This is a genomic window from Arthrobacter sp. UCD-GKA, from assembly GCF_001863355.1.
In the GTDB taxonomy this organism is placed as follows: domain Bacteria; phylum Actinomycetota; class Actinomycetes; order Actinomycetales; family Micrococcaceae; genus Paeniglutamicibacter.
Window position 1 is genome coordinate 18,864 of sequence record NZ_MOLR01000011.1, and the last position, 18,069, is coordinate 36,932.

At 61.8% G+C, this 18,069-nt stretch carries 21 protein-coding genes and 1 pseudogene; 11 read left to right on the forward strand and 11 right to left on the reverse strand.

What is annotated here, in order from left to right; translation table 11 throughout:
- The first annotated feature begins 30 nt into the window (after positions 1-30).
- Genes BLJ79_RS17700 through BLJ79_RS17715 form a run of 4 tightly spaced genes read left to right on the forward strand, consistent with a single transcriptional unit; the run spans position 31 to position 1,652 of the window.
- Positions 31-354 carry a hypothetical protein gene (locus BLJ79_RS17700; RefSeq protein ID WP_071216108.1) on the forward strand — a complete coding sequence of 108 codons (324 nt, stop codon included), beginning with the start codon at positions 31-33 and terminating at the stop codon, positions 352-354.
- A gap of 43 nt (positions 355-397) precedes the next feature.
- Positions 398-679: a hypothetical protein gene (locus BLJ79_RS17705; RefSeq protein ID WP_071216109.1), complete on the forward strand. Its 282-nt coding sequence runs from the start codon at positions 398-400 to the stop codon at positions 677-679.
- Entirely contained in the window at positions 676-1,320 is a 645-nt protein-coding gene (locus tag BLJ79_RS17710) for an ATP-binding protein (RefSeq protein ID WP_175475527.1), read from the forward strand. Before BLJ79_RS17705 ends, BLJ79_RS17710 begins: the two co-directional genes overlap by 4 nt.
- A 5-nt stretch (positions 1,321-1,325) precedes the next feature.
- A complete protein-coding gene (locus tag BLJ79_RS17715; RefSeq protein ID WP_502686112.1) occupies positions 1,326-1,652 on the forward strand; it encodes a helix-turn-helix domain-containing protein in 327 nt (108 codons plus the stop codon).
- Between the two features lie 35 nt (positions 1,653-1,687).
- On the opposite strand, the gene BLJ79_RS17720 is transcribed toward BLJ79_RS17715, so the two are convergent.
- The 5 genes from BLJ79_RS17720 to BLJ79_RS17740 all read right to left on the reverse strand — a co-directional run bounded on the left by BLJ79_RS17720 (position 1,688) and on the right by BLJ79_RS17740 (position 6,538).
- Complete coding sequence (locus tag BLJ79_RS17720) at positions 1,688-2,386, reverse strand: helix-turn-helix domain-containing protein (RefSeq protein ID WP_083411424.1); 699 nt, start codon at positions 2,384-2,386, stop codon at positions 1,688-1,690.
- Between the two features lie 129 nt (positions 2,387-2,515).
- Entirely contained in the window at positions 2,516-3,718 is a 1,203-nt protein-coding gene (locus BLJ79_RS17725) for an oxamate carbamoyltransferase subunit AllG family protein (RefSeq protein WP_083411425.1), read from the reverse strand.
- Positions 3,703-4,335: a hypothetical protein gene (locus BLJ79_RS17730; RefSeq protein WP_071216111.1), complete on the reverse strand. Its 633-nt coding sequence runs from the start codon at positions 4,333-4,335 to the stop codon at positions 3,703-3,705. Before BLJ79_RS17730 ends, BLJ79_RS17725 begins: the two co-directional genes overlap by 16 nt.
- 25 nt (positions 4,336-4,360) lie before the next feature.
- A complete protein-coding gene (locus BLJ79_RS17735) occupies positions 4,361-5,278 on the reverse strand; it encodes an NAD-dependent epimerase/dehydratase family protein (protein ID WP_071216112.1) in 918 nt (305 codons plus the stop codon).
- Between the two features lie 33 nt (positions 5,279-5,311).
- Positions 5,312-6,538 (reverse strand): aromatic ring-hydroxylating oxygenase subunit alpha, encoded by a 1,227-nt coding sequence (locus BLJ79_RS17740; protein WP_071216113.1) that lies wholly within the window; start codon positions 6,536-6,538, stop codon positions 5,312-5,314.
- Positions 6,539-6,718: 180 nt separating this feature from the next.
- Here BLJ79_RS17740 and BLJ79_RS17745 point away from each other — a divergent pair, with 180 nt between their 5' ends.
- On the forward strand, positions 6,719-8,014 hold the full coding sequence (locus tag BLJ79_RS17745) for an amidase (RefSeq protein WP_071216114.1): 1,296 nt from the start codon (positions 6,719-6,721) through the stop codon (positions 8,012-8,014).
- Between the two features lie 414 nt (positions 8,015-8,428).
- On the opposite strand, the gene BLJ79_RS17750 is transcribed toward BLJ79_RS17745, so the two are convergent.
- On the reverse strand, positions 8,429-9,433 hold the full coding sequence (locus BLJ79_RS17750; RefSeq protein ID WP_083411426.1) for a PDR/VanB family oxidoreductase: 1,005 nt from the start codon (positions 9,431-9,433) through the stop codon (positions 8,429-8,431).
- Positions 9,430-10,002 (reverse strand): type 1 glutamine amidotransferase domain-containing protein, encoded by a 573-nt coding sequence (locus tag BLJ79_RS17755; RefSeq protein WP_071216115.1) that lies wholly within the window; start codon positions 10,000-10,002, stop codon positions 9,430-9,432. The genes BLJ79_RS17750 and BLJ79_RS17755 overlap by 4 nt, the downstream gene beginning before the upstream one ends.
- A gap of 261 nt (positions 10,003-10,263) precedes the next feature.
- Between BLJ79_RS17755 and BLJ79_RS17760 the strand changes: the two genes are divergently transcribed.
- Entirely contained in the window at positions 10,264-11,781 is a 1,518-nt protein-coding gene (locus BLJ79_RS17760; RefSeq protein WP_083411427.1) for an MFS transporter, read from the forward strand.
- Positions 11,782-12,312: 531 nt separating this feature from the next.
- Here BLJ79_RS17760 and BLJ79_RS17765 read toward each other — a convergent pair.
- The 4 genes from BLJ79_RS17765 to BLJ79_RS17775 all read right to left on the reverse strand — a co-directional run bounded on the left by BLJ79_RS17765 (position 12,313) and on the right by BLJ79_RS17775 (position 14,798).
- Entirely contained in the window at positions 12,313-13,050 is a 738-nt protein-coding gene (locus tag BLJ79_RS17765) for a GAF and ANTAR domain-containing protein (RefSeq protein ID WP_071216117.1), read from the reverse strand.
- A gap of 252 nt (positions 13,051-13,302) precedes the next feature.
- Positions 13,303-13,674 (reverse strand): hypothetical protein, encoded by a 372-nt coding sequence (locus tag BLJ79_RS17770; RefSeq protein WP_071216118.1) that lies wholly within the window; start codon positions 13,672-13,674, stop codon positions 13,303-13,305.
- Positions 13,671-14,057, reverse strand: coding sequence for a J domain-containing protein (locus BLJ79_RS23965; RefSeq protein WP_139194948.1), 387 nt, complete (start codon positions 14,055-14,057; stop codon positions 13,671-13,673). The genes BLJ79_RS17770 and BLJ79_RS23965 overlap by 4 nt, the downstream gene beginning before the upstream one ends.
- A 318-nt stretch (positions 14,058-14,375) precedes the next feature.
- Complete coding sequence (locus BLJ79_RS17775; RefSeq protein ID WP_071216119.1) at positions 14,376-14,798, reverse strand: Hsp20/alpha crystallin family protein; 423 nt, start codon at positions 14,796-14,798, stop codon at positions 14,376-14,378.
- A 150-nt stretch (positions 14,799-14,948) separates the two neighbouring features.
- Here BLJ79_RS17775 and BLJ79_RS23970 point away from each other — a divergent pair, with 150 nt between their 5' ends.
- The 5 genes and pseudogenes from BLJ79_RS23970 to BLJ79_RS17795 form a co-directional block, all read left to right on the forward strand.
- The gene (locus BLJ79_RS23970) at positions 14,949-15,137 is read left to right on the forward strand and encodes a MerR family DNA-binding transcriptional regulator (protein WP_353615489.1); all 189 of its coding nucleotides are present in this window, start codon (positions 14,949-14,951) and stop codon (positions 15,135-15,137) included.
- The gene (locus tag BLJ79_RS17780; RefSeq protein WP_353615490.1) at positions 15,104-15,250 is read left to right on the forward strand and encodes a MerR family transcriptional regulator; all 147 of its coding nucleotides are present in this window, start codon (positions 15,104-15,106) and stop codon (positions 15,248-15,250) included. Before BLJ79_RS23970 ends, BLJ79_RS17780 begins: the two co-directional genes overlap by 34 nt.
- Positions 15,251-15,353: 103 nt before the next feature.
- Entirely contained in the window at positions 15,354-15,581 is a 228-nt protein-coding gene (locus BLJ79_RS17785; protein ID WP_071216120.1) for a hypothetical protein, read from the forward strand.
- 270 nt (positions 15,582-15,851) lie between these two features.
- On the forward strand, positions 15,852-16,613 hold the full coding sequence (locus tag BLJ79_RS17790) for an alpha/beta hydrolase fold domain-containing protein (protein WP_217641932.1): 762 nt from the start codon (positions 15,852-15,854) through the stop codon (positions 16,611-16,613).
- 547 nt (positions 16,614-17,160) lie between these two features.
- A pseudogene (locus BLJ79_RS17795) lies at positions 17,161-17,526 on the forward strand (LLM class flavin-dependent oxidoreductase); the annotation flags it as partial.
- Between the last annotated feature and the right edge of the window lie 543 nt (positions 17,527-18,069).

Sequence of the window (18,069 nt, forward strand, 5' to 3'; positions counted from 1 at the left end):
CTGTTCACATTCACAAGAGGTGAGAAAGAAATGACGACCCCCATCGCCGAGCTGATCTCCACGGCCGATACCGAGATCCTCCGACTCAACCATGCGCCGTCGACGCTGATGCAGTACCGGTGGGCGTGGCACCGATTCGAGGTGTTCTGTTCCGAAAACGGCATCACCGAGTTCACGGACCAAGCCCTGGCCTCGTATCTGCGGTTCCTGGCCACGGAACTGGCCGCGGGCCGGTTCAAGGAATGGAAATACAAGCTCCTGCGCAAGAGCACTCCGAGCCGGTCCGCAGCCTCCCGCGGGTCTTCGGGAAGCAGACCGAGACGATCTTCGAGCCTTCGTCCCTGGTCCCGTTGATGGTGACCAATCCCGGGGCCTGGTCTCATTCCCCGTTGCGGCCTTGGTCACCGACCCGGTGCGCGACTGGCTGGACAAGGCCACGGCCACCGACCGGCGACGGCTGTTCAACGGGGTGGATGCCGCGTCCGGGACCACCGGGTTCGACGCCGCGATGCAGGCCGCCGACTCCCTCATCCAGCGCGGGGATGCACCGGACATGGCCATGCTGGGCATGCTCGTCCGCCGTCTGGCCGACGGCACCGAACCACCGGCGGCCAACGTGGACCTTAGCATCTATGACACCTTCACCACCCTGAACATGGTCACGGGAGAAGTCGCATGAACCCGATCACCGTCCAGGACCTCCTCGAGGCCGGTAAGCACGCCTCGCTGACCGGCAGCGTGCTGACCGAATGGGCCGAGAAGGGCACCCCGAGGCAACGCGAATACCTGCACGGGGTGCTGGTCGCAGACCATGAATCCCGGCTGGAATCCCGACGCCAGCGGCTGTTGAAGGCCGCGCGGCTGCCGGCGATGAAAACCCTGACCGGGTTCGACTACAGCAGCGTTCGGTTCCCCGAGGACTACGGCCGCGAACCCCTCGAGTCCCTGGATTTCATCGACCGCGCCCAGGACCTGGTGCTCTATGGGGACGCGGGCACGGGCAAGACGCACATGGCCACCGCACTGGTGGCCGCCGCGTGCAGGCAAGGCATCCAGGCGAGATTCTTCACCACCTCCGCGTTGGTGATGATGCTGCGCCGTGCCAAGGAGGAGGACCGGCTGGACAAGGAACTGGCGTCCCTGGCCAAGAACCAGCTGATCGCGATCGACGAGCTTGGCTACCTTCCGATCGACACCGAAGGGGCCAGACTGCTATTCCAGGTGGTAGCGGACGGGTATGAAAAGCGGAGTCTGATCATCACGACAAATTTGGAATTTTTTCGGCATCGGCCACCCGCTGCAGGGACGCGGGATCGATGAGCAGGGTGCGGCCGGCGGTGCCCGCCCCGGTGAATCGGCCGGTGCGCAGCATCTTGCGCACTGCGACATTGCTGATGCCCAGGCGGTCGGCCGCTTCCCTCGTTGTCACAAAACGCCAGCGCGAGGGCATTGCCCTGGCGAAGACCCGCGGGGTCTACAAGGGACGCAAACGAGCCTTGGACCCCGACAAGGTCAGCGAGCTGGTTGCCCGGGCGGCCGCCGGGGTCCCGAAGGCACAGCAGGCCCGGGAATACGGGTTGAGCAGGGAAACGGTATACCAGTACCTCCGGCGCTCCGGTCAAGTGATGCTGGAGAGGGCCGATTCGATTTGAGTGGACGGCCCACTGGATTCGGCTACGCCGGATTCCTAGAACCCGCAGGCTTCCCCGGGAGTGGAATCTACCATGCACCAAACGGCACGTACGGTTTCGGTGCCCCCATTCCAGAAACGATGGGGAACCGTCGAATCAAAGGCGATGCTGTCGCCGGGGCCGAGCTCGTATTCCTCGAAGTCGAACTGGACATGCAGAATGCCTGCCAGCAAGAGGCCGTATTCACGGCCCGAATGGCGCACGAATGCGCCGGGCAGATCCGATCCAGCTCCGGGAGGGTAGACGATTTCGCGGAAGTCCACTGGTTCCCGTGTGGTGGGCGTCAGGAGTTCCCAGCGCACACCCGTTTGCAGGTCGATCGTGCGTCGCTCGGCAGCTCGGGTCACGAAGCGTTCCTCGCCCTCCGTGCGCGTGACGCCTTCAAAGTGCGTATTCTTGGCTGCATTGTCGCCGAACAGGTCGCCCATATCGATTGAGAGCTCGGACGCGATGGAATACACCAGCGAGATTGAGGGCCTGACCAGCCCGCGCTCAACTTGCGAAATGTGGCCAGCTGAAATATCCAGTCGACGGGCAAGCTCGCGGAGTGACATCTTGCGTTCTGCCCTGGCTGCCCGGATGCGGCCCCCGAAGGCCGCAGGATCAGCGGAGGCATCCGTAGGCCCCGCCTCGACCGGGGACGGCGTTATTAGGTTGGGATCTGGCCCCATTGTGGTCTTGGGCGCTGAAGCCATCCGTATCTCCTATGCCGATAGGTATTGCAGTGTTTAGCCCAGCCTAACGTCTGGATGAGGAATTTGCTCAAATAGAACTGTCGCAAGCAGCTTCAACTACTTGCGACAGTCCTCTTGATGGGTAGTGGATCAGCCGGCGTAGGACCCTGCGGTTAGCCGGAAGGCATCCACCGCCGGCTCATAGGCGCCTCCGGCGATCCTGCCTTCCAGGCCGCTGGCCTCGATCATGCCCAGCAAGACGACGGGGGTGATCCCGGTCTCGATGATGCGTGTGGCCGAGACGCCGCTGCGGATGGGCAGGCGTGGATGGCTGATGGGCATCAGCTGGTCGGGCCGGTCCAAAATGCCGCCGGGGGAGAAGCTTCCAAGGGCTTCGAGTGTCGCTGGTGCATGGTGCAGGGCCTGTCCCCCCAGGCCGAAGAAGTCCACTACAGCGCTGTCTCCGATGGCACCAAGAACCGGCAAGCCACGGAACTGTTCCGGGACGGGTCCCCGTGGAGCGCTTCCCGGCATCGTTTGCCAGGTTCCGGGATCGGAGGCGACTTGGAAGCCGAAGTCGATACCGTTTCCCCCTGCCTTCGTGATGGTGTCCACCCCCGTCATGCCTTGGGCGGCACGCAAGGCCAAGGCGGCCGCCGCCATCCACAGGTTCAGGGAGAAGGCCAGGGCTCCAGTAATGAATGGTTTTACTTCGGCGCCAAGGGAGGAGCCATCGTCCTCCAACAGGAGCGTTGCGCACAGCGCGCTTCCCGCCATTGTCCTGTTGTGCCCGTCGTCTCCGGATTCCAGTGACCGGGAGAGGATCGGGAAGAGATCCACCGGTCCGATCTGAGTCACCCGTTCCTGGAGCCACTGTGCATACGGTCCGTGCAGCCAGTGTTGGTGCTCGACCAGTCCGTCCTCGATGGTGCCGACGCGCAGGCAATGGTTCATGCCCTCGTTGATGACCGCGTACTGGGTCGTCCCCGCAGCCTGGTCTTGGACCACGTGCAGCGACATCCCCGGGGAAATGACACCGGCCAGGGGAACGAGGCAGTCATGATCCTGGGCGGGAGCCAGATGGATCCCGCCGGAGTCCAGCAGGGATGCCGCATCGGTCAGATCCACGGCCCAAGCCTCGAACACGATTGCTTGCAACATGGAATTGCGCACCGGTGCGGGGACGGAGTCGATAGCCGTGAATGGGGGCCCTGCGTGCAGAAGGGTCCGTTCAGGGGTGCCCTGGGCAGAGAGCACTTGGCCAAGGGTGATCTGACCGGTCCACATCGGCTTGATGCCGGCAATGGCTTGTGCGGCACGGAGCTCGGTGCTGCCCACTACTGTTCGACCCATGTCTCTGAGATCGCCATGCCGGCGGACTGGCCCCGCCCGTTGAGGAAGTCCCGCTCGATGGTGGTACCGGCTAGCCTACGCCCGTCCACGGAGACTTCCCCGCCCTGGGCAATGCGGAAGACCGCGAACATTTCGTGAAGCCCCGTCCCGGATTCCGGTGCAGGCACATCGACGGCAAAGGGATCACCCAGGCCCCGCCAGGTGAGGGAGATGCTGCGGTCTCCCGCGGTGGCCTCCTCGGTCCAGTCGTTGCCTTCGAGGACCTGGTTGAATTCCGCATCCGCCACGTATTCCAGGTCTTCCATCACCTCGGAGGGACGGAACAAGATGAACTTCGCGAGGAAGTCACGCACCAGGTACTGGGCCAGTTCGACGTTATCCGTCAGGACGACGCGTGCCGCCTTGCGATCATCGGCGGCGTAGGGGTTTTCCACCACGACGGCAGCGCGCCCGGTCCCGTAGGGGGAGGCGGCAATGCGGAAGAAGACGCTCAGGGAGCTCCAGTCTCCGGCAGGGTCGGCCTTGAGGTAGATGAACGGGTTATCCCCGGTCCATGCCACCTGGCCCGGGCGGACCACGGGCAGCGGGGCAACTGTTCTCACAGATGTTTCAGTCATTTTAGGGTCCTTTAGATTGTTTTGATCAGCGTGCGGCAGTGGGCGCCGAGCTCAATTCCAAGCCGTTACGGCGCCGCAACTCAAGGAAGTTGCTCGTGGGGTTCCAGCCGAGCTTGGCCTTGGCCTTGTCCGAGGAAAAGATCGATGCCCGGGACGATCCGGCATATGAAGCGGAGTCCTTGGCTGGAGGTGCTTCGCCGATAACCCGTGGGTACCACTCGAGGGTTGGTTCCGGATGGCAGGTGTCGTCCGCGCTGATGAAGAAGGAATCGAAGGAGATTCCTTCGACCTCGACGGCGGCACGGAAGGCACGTGCCAGATCGGAAGCCTCAATGTAATAGAACAGCCACCGAAGATCGGGATTATCGATGAATGCGGTGAACTCCGCCAGATTTTCCTCCAGCACGACCGCCAGCGGGCGCAGGCAAATCACCGACATCCCGGAGCCGCGGGAGACCGCCAGCCCCATGTTTTCCATGATCTGCTTGCTCAGGCTGTAGGCCTGAACCGGGCGCAGCTCATGTTCCTCATCCACGGGAAGATACTGCGGGGTCCAATCCTCACGCATTTCGGAGAGGCCGCAGGCTGAAATGCTGGAACACAGCACGACCTTCTCCAGCCCGTTTTCCTCCGCTGCCTGAAGTACGTTCCAGGTCCCCAGGGTATTGATCCGGATGTACTTTTCGGGGCTGGCCTTCCAATCAAAGTCGATGGCTGCGAGGTGGACTACTGCGTGGGCGCCCTTCAAAGCTGCCCTTACCGCATCCAGGTCCATGACGTCCATGGGCACGTACTCGACAACGGCCGGCGGCCGGCCACCGGCACCGGTGGCGGCAGGTGCAAGATCCGCGTTGCGGACGTCAAACGATTTGGCCAGTTCCTCAAGAACGTAGCGTCCGACACGTCCCGAGCCGCCGGTGACAACAACCTTCTTCAATGCCATGGTTTCGCTTTCTGCTTGATTCGGAATGTTGATTCAGACGCCTACGGGCTGGGATGATTCCCGGCCCTGGGGCTGGGCGTCTTCCAACTGCTCGATGCGGGCCAAGGCATCGGCGGCACGGTACTTCTCAATCAGCCATTCGTTGAAACGAACCAGCACGACCTCGCTGGGTGCGTACTGTCCCCGTGGTGCGTACTTCGAGTGAAGTCCGTCTTGGACCGCTTCCCAGGCGTAAACGTCTTCCTCCAGGACCTGAGCAAGATCATCGAGTTCCATCTTCCACAGCTCCTCGAAACCTTCTGCCTTGAGAGTGGATTCCGGGTAAAGCCAGGTGGCCGCGAAGACCGAAGTCGTGGTGCTGGTGGGAAGCCACATAAAGTACTTCACCTTGTCGGGCATGGCGATGAGCAACAGGTTCGGTGCAATCGTCACGTAGGCGATGCGGCGACGCTGCTCGTCGGTCAGTGCAGGAAGCAGCGGCTGGAGTGCCTTACCCGTTCGGGTCGGAGCCAAATCTTTTTCCGTGCTCACGAGGTCGTAGGCAATAATTCCCTTTTCAGGCTCATTGGACTCGGTGTCATAGTCAATGCGTTCGGATGATGCGTCGTGCATCGGCACCCAGCTCTTGGAATGCAAATGGGCACAGTGGTAGCACTCATCGCCAAAGACCTTCCAGTTGCACTTGACCGGGAAGAAGCTCTGCGGTTCCGCGGACTTCAGGTCGGCGATCCCCCAGTTGGTGAGGTAGTTGGAGAGAGTAGCCAGGCGACCGGCCAAGGGTTCGATCGTGTCGTCGAAGGTAATGAAGACGAAGTTTTCCCAAATTTCCGAACGGATTTCGGGGAGCTTGACCGATGCCTTGACGAAGCAGGGGCTGTCGTTGAGGTCCGGTGCCGACTGAAGGGTCCCGTCCAGGCCGTAAACCCAGGAGTGGTAGTCGCATTTGAAGCGGCGCGCGTTTCCCGAACCGGTGGCAACCTTCATGGCGCGGTGGCGGCAAACGTTGGCGTGAACCTGTACCGATCCGTCGGCTTGACGCACCACAAGCATTTGTTCACCGATCGCGTCGACGGTGAAATAGTCGCCCTTCTTGGGGATGTCGCTGGCACGACCGATGCAAAACCATTCATGGCCAAACACTGCATCGAGTTCAAATTCATGGAACTCGTCCGTGGTGAAGGCCGCCGGCGGCAACGCTACAACTTCGTTGACGTCGCCAACACTGGCGTTGAACTCTTCCACAGGGATGGGGCTGAGCATGGGTGGTTCTCCTTAGGATCGTTGCTCCACGCGGTGCATCTGTTGGAGCGGGTTGCTATGTCCTATAGTGTTCTGTGACACAGAACAAAAGTCAAGCCATCGTTCGCTAACGCAGAAAAATTGTTTTGATCCAGCTGCGAAGCGAACGCAGCACCTGCGGGTAAGGGGAATGAAAAGACCATGAAACTGACAAGAAGAAATTCACTTGCCGCTACGGCAGCGAAACTGCGCGAGGGCGAACTTTCCGCGACACAGGCGGTGCGCGCGGCCTTGGCCCGGATCGAGGAAACAGAGGGGAAGATCAAGGCGTGGGTGGTGGTCGATGCGCAGGGCGCCCTGGCCGAAGCAGCCCGTTTGGATGCCATCCCCACGGGGGAGCGTCAGGCGCTGCACGGCATACCGGTAGGGGTCAAGGACATCATCGATGTGCGGGGACTGCCAACCCGGTGCGGATCGGTGCTGGGTGGATCGTCGCCCGCCGTGGAGGATGCCGCCATCGTCGCACGGCTCCGGGACCTGGGAGCCATCATGCTGGGCAAAACCGTCACCACGGAATACGCCTATTTCAGCCCCGGCCCGACCGGAAACCCCCATAACATCCGGCATACTCCCGGCGGATCCTCGTCCGGTTCGGCCGCTGCCGTGGCCGCCGGCATGGTTCCGCTGGCCCTGGGCACGCAAACCGCGGCCTCCGTCACCCGTCCCGCGGCGTACTGCGGGGTGACGGGCCATGTCGCTGCCCACGGGGCCTTCCCTGATACGGGAATCACCGGGTTGAGCCCAAGCTTCGATGCAATGGGTTTCCTGACCGATACGGTAGCGGACATGGAGTTCCTGCGCCGAGCCCTAGGCCTGGCCGGTGGGAGTGCCGATGCAAGGCCACGGTTCATCGTCTGGAACCCTGAGCCCCCGTTCGGCGTCGCGCCAAAGATGGCCAACGCCCTTGCCGCCGTTGTGAAGCGGCTTGAGCCGTTGGCGACCATTATTGCCTCCACCGAAGCCGGCCTGGGATCCCAGGGAGAGGAAGCCCCAACCGCCGCGGCGGATCTGGCCACTGCCCACGCAACCATCATGGCCTATGAGGCAGTGCGCCTCCGGACACGTGAAGCCGCCCGCCCCGAGGAGCTGAGCCCCCAGCTGACGGCTCTCTTTGCCGAAGGGCACGCGATTGGAGAAAGCGGATATTCCAAGGCAAGGAGCCTGGTGGATGGAACCCGGACCGCTTTTCGCGCCCTGCTCCGGGACGGGAGTGTCCTGCTGGCCCCTGCGGCCCAGTCCATCGCCCCCGAAGGATTGGGGGCCACCGGTTCGCCCATGCTCAGCCGACCGTGGCAGGCACTGGGGTTCCCCGTGGTGGTCGTGGCTGGACTCCGCGATGACGAAACGGGGATGCCGCTGGGAATCCAGCTGGTGGGCGTGCCCGGTGAAGAAGATGCACTCTTTGCTGCCGCCGCCCTTGTTGAGTCCGTTCTGTAGCCACCGGCAAGACCACGGGGCCCAGCCCGTCTTTGGGCGGGCTGGGCCCCGTGGCATCCGGCTTTGGACCAGATATCAGGGGGATTTTCAGAGATTCTCCGGTGGAAACCCGCACACCGGCAATGGATTTCTTGGCCGGAACGGCCCACGGAGTGTAGATCAAACACAAAGGTCCGAACGTGAGCAATACCCGAAGCTTCCGCCGGTGCACTAACCATGCTTCGGCCGCTTTGTGGCACGCACAATCATCCGGGCACCGACCATAGTTCTTGGTTGGCAGCAGCCGTCCTCGTTATTGCAGGGGGCTTCACGGTACGGTTCGAGCACTGCCGAATCCGTGTGGGAAACATGAAAGGCCGCTTGCACGTGGATGGTTCCATCCACGTGCAAGCGGCCTTTCACTTGCCACTTCGCCTAGAGGTTCAGGACGATCCTGGCGCTTCGTGCGCGCGAGACACAAATCATCATGGTTTCATTTGCAGCACGTTCCTCCGCCGTCAAGACCGCATCGCGGTGATCTGGTTCCCCTTCCAGCACTTCCGTTTCGCAGGTGCCGCAAACGCCTTCGCTACAGGACCAATCCACCTCGACACCTGCTTCGCGAAGCACCTTGAGGCACGGCACCCCAGCTGGAATCTGGTGCGTGGTCCCCGACTTGGAGAGCAGGACCTCGAACGGCAGATCCACTCTTCCCGGAGCCACCGGCGCGGCGGCAAAACGCTCACAATGGAACGTCCAGCGTCCCGACTTCTGGGCCATCTTATCCAGGACATCCAGGAGGGGACCTGGCCCACAGGCGTAGACGTGGTCCTCCTCTCCCAGCACGGAAGTGATCCCGGCCAGATCGATCATTCCATTTTCGTCATCACAATGCAGCACGAGCTTCTCTGCCGGCAACCCGGAAAGCTCTTCCAAAAGGGCCAGACGAGCGCGGTTCCGCGCCAGGTAATAGAGCTTCCAAGGAATCCCGTCACGTTCGGCCTGCCTGACCATGGGAAGGATCGGCGTTATTCCGATACCACCTGCCACAAAAACGTATGATTTTGCCGGTTCCAAATGGAAGTGGTTGCGCGCACCGCGCACCCGGATTTTAGCTCCATCGATTAATTGCTCATGCACGCGGAGGGAGCCGCCCCGGGAGGCGGGATCCTTCAAGACGCCGATGCGCCAGGCGCTGCGATCCTCGACAGCACCCCAGAGCGAATATTGCCGGGTAAGCGGCTCTCCTTGTTCGTCTTCGCCCAGGAACACATCGATGTGGGAGCCGGGCTCCCACGCCGGAAAGAGCCCTCCATCATCGCGCCGCAGGGTCAAGGACACGATGTCTTCGCCCACGACGTGGCGTTCGGACACCGATACGTCATAGGTAAGTTCTTCGTGGAGCGCCGGGGACTTGGGGATTTGCGCGACGCTGCTCATGAGGAAACTCCCTCCACAGCGGAACCGGCGGATGCCAACGACTGAACCCGGGTCGAGAGCAGGTCGAGAAAGGCGTTCATCCAAGGATCTAGGTCCCGGGGCAGTCGCGAGGTGACCAGATTCCCATCGATAATGACCGGTTCATCGAACCATTGGGCGCCGGCCCCTTCGATCTCGGGCCTAATGAAGGGGGCTCCGGTGACCTTGCGCCCTTCAAGGATGCCGGCACTCAGTGCCACCCACGCGCCGTGGCAAATCATGGCAACCGGCTTCCCGGCATGGTCCATCTGCCTGAGGAAGTCCAGCGCCTCAGCGCTTCGGCGGACGATGTCCGGGGCGAATCCGCCCGGAATGACCACCGCGTCGAAATCGTCGACCGAAAGCTGGGCGAAGGTGGACTGAGCGGCGAATTGCTCCAATCCCCCTTTGCCCCGCGCCGGGCCACCATCGGGGGTCGTCACAATTACCTTCCGGACGGCGCCCAGCAGCCGGAAATAAGGGAAGATAACTTCCGACTCTTCAAAGAAGTCCGCAGTCAGTATGGCGACCGAGGCGTTGATGGGCTCCATGGGGTATCCCTTCGAGAATGAAATGTGTATGAAGACTAGTGTTCTGTGTCATAGAACAGTTTGTCAATGCCGAGCCACTCCACGGGCAGCCATACCCGCGCCTGGCGGCCCGCCTTGCCGGTCTTTTTTGTGGGGCCAGGACACCGTTCCGGGCGGCTGACGAACGCCTAAGCTAAAGGATGCTCATCGTTTGAGTGACGGTGGCGCCCTGATCCCAAGGAACGCTTTTGTCGTTGGGGTGCCGAGGCCAACAGGAAACAAGTGTTCGTAAAGAAGAAACATTTGCTGCAAGGCTTGACGTTTGTTCTTTTAAGAAGAACACTGTGTGACACACTGCACATCACTTTACTGGGAGATCGCGTGACAAAAAACTATCTGGACCCCGGAGGGCAAACCGCTGCCCTGAACCCTTCCACTGTGGACAGAGCGGTGGTGAACCACCACGGCGATGCGGGGGACCTTGTTCCAAACGACGTCCGCCGCAAGGTCGTCATCGCCGCGCTTGCCGGAAACTTCGTCGAATGGTACGAATTCGCCGCCTACGGCGTGGTCGCAGCCTTCATCGCCAAGTCCTTCTTCTCGCCGGAAGATCCTTTCGCCGCGCTCCTCGGGGTCTACGCGGTCTTCGGCTTGGCCTTCGTCGCACGGCCAATTGGCGGTATCTTCATCTCCCGATATGGCGATCTCGTGGGCCGCAAAAAGGTGATGGCCTGGTGCATCATCGGCATGTCCGTTGCCACCGTCGGTATCGGCATCCTCCCGGGCTACGCCGCAATCGGCATCGCTGCCCCAATGCTCCTCCTCCTACTCCGTTTACTCCAGGGAGTGGCAGCAGGCGGAGAATGGTCCAGCGCGGTGTCATTTGTCTTCGAACACTCTCCCTCCCGCCAGCGTGCACGCTGGATCAGCTACCTGGCCGCTTCCACCTATCCAGGTCTTCTCGGGGGCACCGCCTTCGGAGCCATCCTCGCTGTAACCCTCGGACAGGACGCCTTCGAAACCTGGGGCTGGAGGATCCTCTTCCTCGCTGCCGCGCCGTTGGGCTTGGTGGGCGTCTACGTGCGCCGCCGGGTCGACGAGAGCCCGGCCTTCGAAGCCATGCGCGAAGCCCAAGAACAGGACGAAAAGAACGCCGGTCCGGTAATCCGCAAGCCCATTACCGAGGCCTTCCGCGATTACCGCCGGCCCATGATCGCCCTTTTCCTCATCACGATCACATACATGACCGGTATCTACACCAATAGTGCCTTGTATGTCACCTACCTGGTCGGCAAGGGCTTCACCCCTGCCGAGGCGCTGAACGCCAACCTCGTGGGCCTGGTAGTGCTCACCGTCGGAGTCCTAGTCTTCGGATCGATCAGCGACAGGATCGGACGCAAACCGGTCATCATCCTGGGCAACATCCTGATGGCACTCACCATCATTCCGATGTTCTGGCTCCCCGCTCACTTCGGCACCGTGTGGTCAGCCATGCTCGGAGCGGGACTTTTCACCTTATCCATCTCAATCATCGGTGCGCCGGTGCTTACCTCCCTTCCCGAGCTCTTCCCGGTGAAGATCCGGGCCACCGCCGGATCATTGCCCTACAACTTCGCCACGATTTTGGCCGGTTTTGCTCCCTTTATCGCCATTGCCCTGTTCAAAACCACCGACAACAATCTTTCATTCGCCTTCTACTTCATCGGTCTGGCAGTCGTCAGCCTCCTGGGGACCATTTTCATGTACAAGGACCCCAGCCGACTCTCACGCCGTGAACTGAAAGCCATCCAAAGCAGCTAAGGCCACGGGTGCTTGCTGAAATCCAGATATGCTGCGCCGCTTCAGCGGTGTGAACATCAGGTCGAATGGACCGGTTGACGAACAGGGCAATTCGGCGACTTCTCCGAGTAACAAACACATACACGGAAAGCCGACCATAGCTTCCATACATGCCCAAACCAATCGACGACAGATCACGCGCTAAGCCCCTCAACAGTGCATGTGAAAACATGCCGCTGAGAGGGGCTTAGATGCGTTTTTGTCCCTGATCAGGATTGGCCTTGGAATGGCGAAGAACGAAAATCGGCTCCTATATCCTACTTGGATTGCATTGATTGGCAGCCAACTTTTTGTGTGTGGACAGCGCGGGAAATGTGGAACTGAATATTCGCACTCAGAGTACCTGCATCCGGCATTTTCACGGGCGGGGCATGCGCGCATCGATGCTCACAGAGACCCGCGGGTTTCGGAGGTACTTTAACAGTCATTATTCAGGGCGGGGTGTCGCGGTGGGGGATCGCCAAATGCAACGCATTTTCCGCGTCTTTTGGGTCAGTGTTCGAAGTGGGTGGTGGGGGGCTCGTGGCCTTTCTGGGCGATCATGGCCGCCGCGATCTCGCGCAGCTTGAGGTTTCGGTTGGAGGAAGCGGACTTGAGTATCTCGATGGCCTGTTCCTGGCTGCAGTTGTTCTGCCCCATGATCATGCCCACGGCCAGGTCGATGGTCGTGCGCGACTTCATGGCCTCCAAGGCATCGGTGGCGGTGTCCTTGTGCCGTGCCAGGCGCAGGGCAATCGAGAACGCCTGCGAGGCCTGCAACGCATACCCCCGGGCCAGACGCATCTTTTCGATGGTGAACCCGTGGGGAACCGGGGCGTAGAGGTTCAAGGCGGCGTGGTCTCCCTGTTCGAGTTGGAAGGGGGCAGCTAGAACCGAGCGGATCCCGCGGGCGAGCACGACCTTGGTGTAGTCGGGCCAGCGGTAATCGTTCTGCAGGTCCGGTACATGCACCAAGGATTGGGTCCGCGCCGCACTCAGGCACGGCCCGTCCACGTAGTTGTATTGGACCTCGTCCAAATCCTGGGCCTCCTGGCTGCTGCTGGCCACGGTCCCGGGGCGCTTGTGCCGCAGCAGCGTGATCCCGCAGAGGACTTCCTCGCCCGGTTCGGAGAGTTCGTGCACCGCCAGCCGGGTCAGGGCATTGAGGAAACTGTCGATTTCGTTGGACTCCAGGATCATGCCCTGCAAATCCAGGTTGTCGGTGTCCCGCTGTGACTCATCATCTGGCATGGTGTCGCTCTCCTCTTGCAGGGTCCTGCCCCTTTAACGAGGAAAACCCCCGGAAACGCCCAAAAGGTGTGGCGCGACCGGGGTTCCACGAAGGTCGTCTTGTAAGACATATCGGGGCTGTGTCCTCAACCCGTCCCCTCACCCTAGACATACTCCTGTCGTGCGTCCATACCGCGTGCCAGCGGACCTGGTTTCATCACCGCCCTTACATGGTTTCCTGCAGGGATTATCATGCGTTGGCGGTGCGGGGGCTCATCGATCGGGGTTGCCCGTGATGAAGGCCTTGGCATGCTTGACGGCCTTGGTGAAGGCGTCGTTGCGCAGGTTGATGTCTTGCAGGTGGTGGGATTCGATATAGCCGGTGACCCCAGGGCGCAGCAGCCAGATGTCCCCGGCTGGGGGAAGGTAGAACATGGCGAAGGACCGCTTGGCGTCGTCTTCGGCCCAGATGGGGACCACCGCCAGCGCGGCACCGGTATCGATGTTGATCCACTGGGCCCGCGGCATCGGCTGGTCCAAGACTTCCGGGTCCAGAAACGGGGCGCTGCCCTTGCCCCAGCGTTCCTCGAAGCGTTCATGGAACGCTGGCAGCAACGGCGAATCGTAGCGTCGCCACCCACTCATTTAGATGCGCCTCCTACTCGGGGACTAGGATCCCACCGAAGCGGGGACACTCCCAGCAAATATCCGCTTCCGGGTCCCGGGCCAGGCGCGGAAGCCGAAAGAAGCGTGGCACCGAAGGGCTCCGGGATCGGGGGAGGAGCTGGGTGCCAGTGGCGTTCGCGGTCGTAATGGGCCCGCCGGGTCGGATCGGCCAGCACCGCGTGGGCGTCCATGGCCTGTTGCAGCCGCGCCTCGTGGTGATGCATTTCCTCGGCCGAGGCCGATGACGGGCGGGTATCGGGGTGGTGGCGGCGCAGCAGGACCCGATAGGCATGGGCAATATCCGAGTCCGTGGCGTGGGGATCCAACCCCAAGACGGAATAAAGATCCGGAATATCGCTCATCGCACACCACCGGCCCAAACACTGCTGACCCAACACCGCTCACCGACCATTGTCCTTTTCCTCCCCACACGTCCGTCCCCGTACCCGGTCTTGCCGGGCACCGTCCTGGGTGGTCCTTGGTGTAGTCCGTTGGTCCCGGGCGCCAGGGTCCGGGACCAACGGTGCCGAAAACGTTTCCGTGGGGGCCGCCCTTGCTTGCGCCTTCGGGCGCAGTGGCGGGCCGTAACGGCTCACGCCCGTTTCCCAATAGGTTGGCGGCCGCCGGACGCTTCCGGCGTTGCGGGAGCTGCCAGAGACAAACTCCCGCTGTCCGGTCGTCTAGGCGTCAAGCGCCTGGCGATCGGAGTTTGTGGACGTGATTTCAATCTTGCGCGGTTTGGCCTTCTCGGCCACCGGGATGTGCAGGCTCAGCACCCCGGCGTCGTAGCCGGCCTCGATGTGTTCGGTGTCGAGGTTTTCGCCCAAGACAAGCTGGCGGCTGAATACGCCGCGGGGCCGCTCGGAGGCCAGCATGTCCAGGTCCTTGTCCAGGGCCGGGCGTTCGGCTTTGATGGTCACGACGTTGCGTTCGATATCCAGATCGATCGTCTCAGGGTTGACGCCGGGCAAATCGAATTCCACCTCGAACGTGTCCCCGTCGCGCCAGGCATCCATGGCCATGGTCGCCGGCCGGGTTGGGGTCCCGAAAACCTGCTCGGCAAGCCGGTCGAGGTCGCGGAACGGGTCTGTACGCATCAACATGGCTATCGCACTCCTTCTCAGTGTTTTTTGGAGCCATCTCGGGTTGTTGCCACCCCCTCGATGCCTGAATCGATGGAGGTAGAATTTTTATAACACAGGCCAGGAGATGGCGCAAGAAGGATTTGAGGGGAATTTGGAAGGCAGGTTGTGATGGCTTCCCGGGACAGGGCCCGGGGCGTTTATGCGATTTCGGTGGCCGCGGAGCTGGTGGGGATGAGCCAGCAAAGCCTGCGGATGTATGAACGCAAGGGCTTGCTGGAACCGGGGCGAACCGAAGGCGGCACCCGGTTTACAGCGATGAGGATGTGGCAAGGCTGCGCCGGATCGCCGAACTTCTAGCCATGGGCCTGAACCTTGCGGGCATCGGGCTGGTCCTGGATCTGGAGGCGGAAAACGAATCCTTGCGCAAAGCGCTCTGCGGCCATCGTGCCGGACACCGCAAGAACCCTTGAGCCGGGTTCGTTGCACCGCAAGGAACTCCTTGAGCCCGGACCGTTCAGGTCCTATGGTGGTATCCCACCAAGCATGGGAATCCGAGGGCCAAGGAGAACGATCATGGGTGCAGTTTTCGAACCACTGGACCGGGCCGATGCCCAGGCACTGGCCGAAGAGCTCATGAGCCCCGATGATGCCAGGGTTATGGATGAACCCGAACCCGAAACCGGGCAGGACAGCGAACGGCTGGTGGTGTTGGAGGACCGGCGGGAAGGCGATACCGACCAGGAGCTGGAGCCAGGTGTGAAGGCGGATATCGAGGACGAGGCGAATCCGGCACCCCAGTAGGAAACCAGGCATTAAGGCTCAAAAGGCAGTATAGAGCGAAGCAGGAATCCGTCGGCGTTTTCCCCGCGCTGCCGGCAGGTGGGCTGACCGGCGAGGCGGACCGCCAACATCGTCTCACCCCAGGAGTGTTCCGTGCCCAGTCTGGCCAGCAGGATGATGCCGCCGCTTTTCACGGCATTCGGATACCGGAATCGGTTTGCCAGCGCGCAGGCCACGGCGGACCTCGTGGCAGCGCGCCGGTTGCGCCCCCGCGCTTATGGGCCACCTCGCTTGTTGCCCCGCGGGCTGGAGATCGGGGTGGAGCAGGACGGCGGGTGGCCCCTCTACGAGGTGGCAAGGAGTGCGGGGTCCACCGAACGCCGGATCGTCTACCTCCACGGGGGTACATGGATCAACCAAATATCCCCGCTTCAGTGGCAACTGGTCCTCAAACTGGCGGCAGACACCGGGTCCCGGGTCCTGGTTCCCATCTACCCTTTGGCCCCGCAAGGCACCGCCGGGACCGTGGTTCCGCAGGTTGTCGATCTGCTCCGGCGCCTGGCCGCCACCTACGGGGCTGGAAACGTTTCGGTTCTTGGGGATTCGGCCGGCGGCCAAATCGCATTATCCGCCGCCTTGCTGCTGCGAGACCTTCAGGCTGTTCTGGCCCATACGGTACTCATCTGCCCGGCCCTTGATCTGAGCCTCAGCAATCCGGCCATCGACGCCCTCGAACCAAACGACAAGTGGTTGGTCCGCCCGGGCCTGCGGGCTGCCGCGGATTTGTGGCGCGATGGGTTGAGGCTGGACGAGCCGATCGTGAGCCCCTTGTTCGGAAACATGGACGGGCTTGGTCCGCTGACTGTTTTTGTCGGCACCCGCGACATCACCCATCCGGATTGTGAACTCCTGGTTTCCAAGGCCCAAGCGGCCGGGGTGCACACCATATTCCACCAAGCCCCGGGCATGGTCCATCTCTACCCGCTGCTGCCCATCCCGGAGGGACGTGCCGCCCGGCGGACTATGGCCGAAATCCTGGGCTCGGACCCGTAATTCCGGTGTGGCCGCCGGCTGCGGCTTGATTGCGGCTCGTGCACCGATGGATACTTTGTTGGGCATGGAATACCGGCAAGGAGATGGTGCATGGGTCATCCGGCAGGTTCGAGGGGACCTTTTGGAACTGTGAAATCTCAGCCCCTACCCCCGGATCTGAGTGCATATCCAGTTGCGCGGCAGGGTGTGGCCCTTCTATATCTGTTAAGTGGGACGCATGGCCGGCGTTCAGGGTTCGGTAGACCTTTTTGGAGAGGTGCAGTTTGATGCACCTGTGGACCTCTTTGGTGGTGCGTCCTTCCGGGGTGGTCTATAGGACAAGCGCGGGGACGTCTGCAATCCTGGGAGCCGCACCTCCACGGCAGCCGCGGCGCAATCGGCGATCACCGACAACAGCGAATAGGACCCCGGCACTGATGACGAGCACGCCGTCAGCAAGACCATGAATGCCTTGCCGAAAACCCTCGGCAGGGCATTTTTATGGCCGCTTCATCGTCGTTCCCGGTGACGCGGACATCGTCAAACAACGCACCGGTCAACACATAGCGACAGGGATACTTTCAACTACTCGGTCATGATGGCCCGAGAAGCCGATCGGGCAGGCTTCCGTGACTTCATGATCGGAGAGCATGCGCCCCAAGTCTGGGAAAACTTCCCCAATCTCGAGCTGGTCATCGCGGCGTGTGCCCGGGAAACAGAGCGAATGCGTTTCGCGCCGATGGCGCAAATCCTTCCACGGCAGCATCCCGCAGCACTTGCCATCCAGACTGGTTACCTCTCCCAGATTCTCGGTGGGCGATACTTCCTGGGTGCCGGTGCTGGGTCCTGCGAAGTCGACGCGATCACCCGCGGCCATTTTCCGCTACCTGACAGGTCGAGAGTCGAGGTTTTGCATCCGGTCCTCTCGCGCTAGCGTGAGAGGACCGTTCGGAACTGCCATCCCTAAAGGCCAACGGACGGGTTGAGAAACCCCCGCATCCGCACCCACCCCCAAGATGTGCTGCCGCGGGGTTTTCCTGTTGTGCCCTGGATGGGAGCCGGGATTGCCAGGAGCCGAGCACGGTGGACCACGAGTTAATCGCCCGTCAAACGTTTCAGGGCGTCTTGGGTACTCGCTCGCTCGCACCCAAGAAACCGGACGTCCGCTCCGCGGCCGACTCTTGGCCTGATGCGCCTCCGGCGAATCAGGCTGCGGCCTAGCGGCCGCTTTTTCTTTTTTGTTTGCTGACCTTCGGAGTATATGGGCCGGGTCCAAGCACACAAGCCACTACGCTCCTGCGTCGCTCCGGGCCGGCGGTGGGAAAACTTTCTGGCCGCGCTCCTGCGTCGCTTATTTCGGCCACAAACTTTTCCCGCCCCCGCCCTGCGGGTTGCTGTGCCTGGCCCCGGCCCTGCTCATTTCATTGCGCCAGCAAACAAAAAACATGGGGGAAGACCCAAAGCGCGCAGCTGGCAC

Bases quoted from the DNA above. Each gene is read 5' to 3' on its own strand.
- BLJ79_RS17700 (WP_071216108.1), top strand. From the start codon at position 31: ATGACGACCCCCATCGCCGAGCTGATCTCCACGGCCGATACCGAGATC.
- BLJ79_RS17710 (WP_175475527.1), top strand. From the start codon at position 676: ATGAACCCGATCACCGTCCAGGACCTCCTCGAGGCCGGTAAGCACGCC.
- BLJ79_RS17720 (WP_083411424.1), bottom strand. From the start codon at position 2,386: ATGGCTTCAGCGCCCAAGACCACAATGGGGCCAGATCCCAACCTAATA.
- BLJ79_RS17725 (WP_083411425.1), bottom strand. From the start codon at position 3,718: ATGGGTCGAACAGTAGTGGGCAGCACCGAGCTCCGTGCCGCACAAGCC.
- BLJ79_RS17730 (WP_071216111.1), bottom strand. From the start codon at position 4,335: ATGACTGAAACATCTGTGAGAACAGTTGCCCCGCTGCCCGTGGTCCGC.
- BLJ79_RS17735 (WP_071216112.1), bottom strand. From the start codon at position 5,278: ATGGCATTGAAGAAGGTTGTTGTCACCGGCGGCTCGGGACGTGTCGGA.
- BLJ79_RS17740 (WP_071216113.1), bottom strand. From the start codon at position 6,538: ATGCTCAGCCCCATCCCTGTGGAAGAGTTCAACGCCAGTGTTGGCGAC.
- BLJ79_RS17745 (WP_071216114.1), top strand. From the start codon at position 6,719: ATGAAACTGACAAGAAGAAATTCACTTGCCGCTACGGCAGCGAAACTG.
- BLJ79_RS17750 (WP_083411426.1), bottom strand. From the start codon at position 9,433: ATGAGCAGCGTCGCGCAAATCCCCAAGTCCCCGGCGCTCCACGAAGAA.
- BLJ79_RS17755 (WP_071216115.1), bottom strand. From the start codon at position 10,002: ATGGAGCCCATCAACGCCTCGGTCGCCATACTGACTGCGGACTTCTTT.
- BLJ79_RS17765 (WP_071216117.1), bottom strand. From the start codon at position 13,050: ATGCCAGATGATGAGTCACAGCGGGACACCGACAACCTGGATTTGCAG.
- BLJ79_RS17770 (WP_071216118.1), bottom strand. From the start codon at position 13,674: ATGAGTGGGTGGCGACGCTACGATTCGCCGTTGCTGCCAGCGTTCCAT.
- BLJ79_RS23965 (WP_139194948.1), bottom strand. From the start codon at position 14,057: ATGAGCGATATTCCGGATCTTTATTCCGTCTTGGGGTTGGATCCCCAC.
- BLJ79_RS17775 (WP_071216119.1), bottom strand. From the start codon at position 14,798: ATGTTGATGCGTACAGACCCGTTCCGCGACCTCGACCGGCTTGCCGAG.
- BLJ79_RS23970 (WP_353615489.1), top strand. From the start codon at position 14,949: ATGGCTTCCCGGGACAGGGCCCGGGGCGTTTATGCGATTTCGGTGGCC.
- BLJ79_RS17785 (WP_071216120.1), top strand. From the start codon at position 15,354: ATGGGTGCAGTTTTCGAACCACTGGACCGGGCCGATGCCCAGGCACTG.